The following is a 4,787-nucleotide window of genomic DNA, read 5'->3' as shown; positions in this document are numbered from 1 at the left end:
CGCCGCCATCATCGACGGCGCCATCGTCAACGGCTCGGCCGGCCTCGTGCAGCGCATCGCGAGCGGCACCCGTCGCCTGCAATCCGGATTCCTCTTCCACTACGCCTTCGCCATGATCCTCGGCCTCATCCTGCTCCTGGGCGGGTACTGGCTGATCGGGCAATAAGGGAAACGAGCTCTATGTCGAATCACTTGCTCAGCCTGCTGATCTGGCTCCCGGTCGTCGGCGCCATCCCGGTGCTGCTGGCCGGCGCCGGTCGCCCAGGCCTCGCCCGCTGGATCTCGCTGCTGGTCGCGGTTGCCACCTTCGCCGCCAGCCTGGCCCTACTGCCTGCCTACGATGCCGCGACCGGCACGATGCAGCTGTCCGAATCGTTCAGCTGGATCCCGTCGCTGGGTATCAACTACTCGCTGGCGGTCGACGGCATCTCCGTCGCGCTGATCATCCTTACCTCGTTCACCCAGATCCTCGTGATCGTCGGTGCGTGGGAAGTGATCCAGAACAAGCCGCACCAGTACATGGCTGCCATGCTCGTCCTCGAGGGCTGCATGATCGGCGTGTTCTGCGCGACGGACGCGTTGCTGTTCTACGTGTTCTTCGAAGCCATGCTGATCCCGATGTTCGTCATCATCGGTATCTGGGGTGGCCCGCGCCGCGTCTACGCCACGCTGAAGTTCTTCATCTACACGTTCTTCGGCTCGATCTTCATGCTGATCGGCCTGATCTACCTGTACCACAAGACCGGCGGCAGCTTTGCCCTGGCCGACATGGCCAAGGTGCCGCTTACCCTGACCGAGCAGAGCTGGCTGTTCTTCGCCTTCCTGCTGGGCTTCGCCATCAAGGTCCCGATGGTGCCGGTGCACACCTGGTTGCCGGATGCCCACGTGGAAGCGCCGACCGGCGGTTCCGTGGTGCTGGCGGCGGTCATGCTGAAGATCGGTGGCTACGGCTTCCTGCGCTTCTCGCTGCCGATCGTGCCGGATGCTTCCGAGCATTTCGCCGGCCTGATCATCGTGCTGTCGCTGATCGCGGTGTGCTACATCGGCTACGTGGCCCTGGTCCAGGGCGACATGAAGAAGCTGGTGGCGTACTCGTCCATCGCGCACATGGGTTTCGTGACCCTGGGCATCTTCATCGCCTTCATGCTGGTGCGTGAAGCCAACAACCCGGATGCCGCCCGCCTGGGCATGCAGGGTGCGATGGTGCAGATGATCTCGCACGGCTTCATCTCGGGTGCGATGTTCAGCTGCATCGGCGTCCTGTACGACCGCCTGCACTCGCGCCAGATCAAGGACTACGGCGGCGTCATCAACGTGATGCCGATCTTCGCCCCGTTCTACGTGCTGTTCGCCATGGCCAACAGCGGCCTGCCGGGCACCAGCGGTTTCGTCGGTGAGTTCATGGTCATCCTGGCCGCCTTCAGCGCCAACCCCTGGATCGCGCTGTTCGCCGCATTCACGCTGATCATCGGCGCGGCCTACACGCTGTGGATGGTCAAGCGCGTGCTGTGGGGTGACATCACCAACCCGCACGTGAAGGAACTGACCGACGTCAACGGCCGCGAGATCTTCATGCTCTCCGCGTTCGCCGCCGGTGTGCTGCTCTTCGGTATCTGGCCGGAGCCGCTGGTCCACCTCATGGATGCGTCGGTGTCTCGTCTTGTCGAGCAGCTGGCCATTACGAAAGTCTGAGCGGGAAATAGTCCATGCCTGGTATCAATGACATCCTTATCCTGCTCCCCGAGGTTTACCTCACGGTCGCGGCGTGCGTCCTGCTCCTGCTGGATGCCTGCCTGAAGCCGGACCAGAAGGGCGCGGTGCACTGGCTCTCCGTGCTGGTGCTGCTGATCGGCGCCTACCTCGTCGTGAGCGGCCAGCCGGACGGCAGCGCCACGGCGTTCGGCGGCATGTTCGTCCGCGACGGCGTGGCCGAAGTGCTGAAGCTGTTCTCGCTGCTGCTGATGGCAGTGATCTTCATCTACGCGCGTCCGTACCTGAAAGAGCGGGCCATTCCGTTCGGCGAGTTCTACACGCTGTCGATCTTCGCCACGATCGGCATCATGTTCCTCGTCGCCGCGGGCAGCCTGGTCACCGTGTACCTGGGCCTCGAGCTGCTGACGCTTTCGTCGTACGCGCTGGTTGCCCTGAACCGTGATTCGCGCCTGTCCTCCGAAGCGGCGATCAAGTACTTCGTGCTGGGCGCGCTGGCCTCGGGCATGCTGCTGTACGGCATGTCGATGGTCTACGGTGCTACGCACACGCTGGACCTGCACGGCATCCACGCCGCCATCGTCGGTACGGAGTGGCACACGCTGCTGCTGTTCGGCCTGGTGTTCATGATCGTGGGCATCGGCTTCAAGCTCGGCGCCGCCCCGTTCCATATGTGGATCCCGGACGTGTACCAGGGTTCGCCGACCGCCGTGACCATCTTCATCGGTTCCGCGCAGAAGCTCGCCGCGTTCGGCATGGCGTATCGCCTGCTGTCGACCGGCATGGGCGACATCGCCGGTGGCGCTTCGGGCCTTGCCGCGCAGTGGCAGCTCATGGTCGCCGTGCTGGCCGTGCTCTCGCTGGCCATCGGTAACCTGGTCGCGATCGTGCAGACCAACCTGAAGCGCCTGCTGGCCTATTCGACCATCTCGCACATGGGTTACCTGCTGGTCGGCCTGGTCAACGCCGGTCCGGAAGGCTATTCGGCCTCGATGTTCTATGCGGTCAGCTACGCGCTCACCAGCGCCGCTGCCTTCGGCATGATCCTCGTGCTGTCGCGCGCGGGCTTCGAGTGCGAAGAGATCGACGACCTGAAGGGCCTGAACCAGCGTTCGCCGTGGTTCGCCTTCATGATGCTGCTGGTGATGTTCTCGCTGGCTGGCGTGCCGCCGCTGTTCGGTTTCTTCGGCAAGCTGCTCGTGCTGAAGGCCGCGATGGATGCGGGTTACCTGTGGCTGGCCCTCGCCGGCGCGGTGTTCGCCATCATCGGCCTGTACTACTACCTGCGCGTGGTGAAGGTCATGTACTTCGATACGCCGAACGAAGGTACCGATGTGCGTGCTACCTCGGACGTCGCTTCGCGCTGGATGCTCTCGATCAACGCGCTCGCGCTGCTGGTTCTGGGCTTCACCTGGGCCCCGCTGTTCGCGTGGTGCCAGAGGGCGTTCGGCGGCTAAAGGATGTTTTGCAGCCCTTTCTTCATGAATGTGTAAGAAAGGGCTTGCAAGAATCCGGCCACGTCGCTATACTTTTTTTCTCTGATGCGGGGTGGAGCAGTCTGGCAGCTCGTCGGGCTCATAACCCGAAGGTCGTAGGTTCGAATCCTACCCCCGCTACCAGTTTCAATAAAAAGGCGCTGACTTTGGTCAGCGCCTTTTTTCTTGCCTGGACTACACGGATTATCGCCCTGGGCTGACATCGGTTTTTTTGGCAGGCGCTTACAGTGGGCGTCCCTTTGCCGAGGTCTGCCCATGAGTGTTCTACCCGATGCCCCCTTTGTTCCCGCGCATGTCAACGTCGAGATGCTCGTTGGCATCGCGTCCTCTATCGCGCGCCTGGAGGCGAAGTTCGATGCAGTCGACGCGCGCATCGGTTCCCTCGAGACAAGGATGGGGTCCGTCGAAGTCTCGATCGCCGAGCTCCGCTCCAAGGTAGGCACGATCGAAACCGACGTTCGAAAACTGCTCGACTGGAAGCAGCGGCTGTGGGGCATGTTCCTCCTCATCAGCCTTGCTGCAGCGGTCGCGCCATCGGCCTGGCGGTCAGTGACTGGCGTCCTTCCCGCCGGTTTGTCGAACGACAACCCAGCGGCTACTGATTAAATTCGCTGTCATGTTGGCCTTTTGGCCTTGACGTGCTGTCGCCGCATGTCGTTTATGAGGAATCCAACGCAGAAAGGATTCCCATGCGCGTTTCGCATGCTGTTGTGGTGGGTTGGCTCTGCCTTGCGCCTGCTTGCGCGCTGGCGACCGACACATGGATGAGCGTCATGCTCGACGGCCAGAAGGTCGGCAAGGTGCACGTCGAGCGGGATGTGCAGGGCGACCAGGTGGTGACGACGCAGACACTGGATCTTCGTGTCGCGCGGTTCAAGACACCGCTGATAACGCACAGCGATGCGCGGCTGGTGGAGTCGCTGGATGGAAAGCCGCTCGCGTTTTCCACGAAATCAGGGCAGGGGGCCGAGGCCACCGAAGTCCTGGGCGAGCCGCACGGCGACAAGGTGTTCCAGGTGACATCCACCCTGGCGGGCCAGACCAGGGTCAGCCTGATGACGTGGCCCGACGGCGCAACGCTGTCGGAGGGTCAGCGGATCGCGATGAAAGCGCACGGGTTCGCTCCGGGTACCACGTACACCATGCGTACGTTCCAGGCTGACCGCCAGCAGGTCGCTAACCTGGACGTGACCGTCGTGGGCGATGAACTTGTCGACCTGCCCGGGGGCAGGGAGCAGCTGCACCACCTGCGCGAGGAGCTGACGGGGTCGAACGGCTCGCAGTGGACCGACATCTGGGTGAATGACGAAGGCGCCATTCGTCGATCGGTGGCGCCGATGTTCGCTTATCGCATCGAGATGGCGGCATGCGACGAAGCCTGCGCATTGGCACCCGATGCCGATGTGGATGTCCTCCGCACGGCCATGTCGCCTTCGCCACGGTTGATCCCCGGGGCGCTGCGCGTCGCGCCGATCCGTTACCGCATTGCCGTGAAGGGCAATCATCCATCGCCCTTCATCGACACGGACGAGCAGCGCGTCAGCGACGTCAGTGACGGGGTGTACCAGCTGGACGTTGGCA

4 protein-coding genes and 1 tRNA gene are annotated in these 4,787 nt (G+C 63.0%); all 5 read left to right on the top strand.

Features of this window, described 5'->3' with window-relative positions; translation table 11 throughout:
* Positions 1-180: 180 nt before the first annotated feature.
* Positions 181-1,692 (top strand): NADH-quinone oxidoreductase subunit M, encoded by a 1,512-nt coding sequence (locus ACTHLF_RS08950; RefSeq protein WP_440326698.1) that lies wholly within the window; start codon positions 181-183, stop codon positions 1,690-1,692.
* Positions 1,693-1,706: 14 nt separating this feature from the next.
* Positions 1,707-3,167 carry an NADH-quinone oxidoreductase subunit NuoN gene (gene nuoN, locus ACTHLF_RS08945; RefSeq protein WP_440326697.1) on the top strand — a complete coding sequence of 487 codons (1,461 nt, stop codon included), beginning with the start codon at positions 1,707-1,709 and terminating at the stop codon, positions 3,165-3,167.
* An 85-nt stretch (positions 3,168-3,252) separates the two neighbouring features.
* A tRNA-Met gene (locus ACTHLF_RS08940) sits at positions 3,253-3,329 on the top strand.
* A 132-nt stretch (positions 3,330-3,461) separates the two neighbouring features.
* Positions 3,462-3,812 carry a hypothetical protein gene (locus tag ACTHLF_RS08935; RefSeq protein ID WP_440326696.1) on the top strand — a complete coding sequence of 117 codons (351 nt, stop codon included), beginning with the start codon at positions 3,462-3,464 and terminating at the stop codon, positions 3,810-3,812.
* Between the two features lie 83 nt (positions 3,813-3,895).
* The coding region (locus tag ACTHLF_RS08930) for a hypothetical protein (RefSeq protein WP_440326694.1) at positions 3,896-4,787 on the top strand (892 nt) is incomplete at its 3' end.

This window comes from Luteibacter sp. (genome assembly GCF_051958795.1).
Classification (GTDB): domain Bacteria; phylum Pseudomonadota; class Gammaproteobacteria; order Xanthomonadales; family Rhodanobacteraceae; genus Luteibacter.
This window is presented reverse-complemented; position numbering and strand designations above follow the sequence as displayed.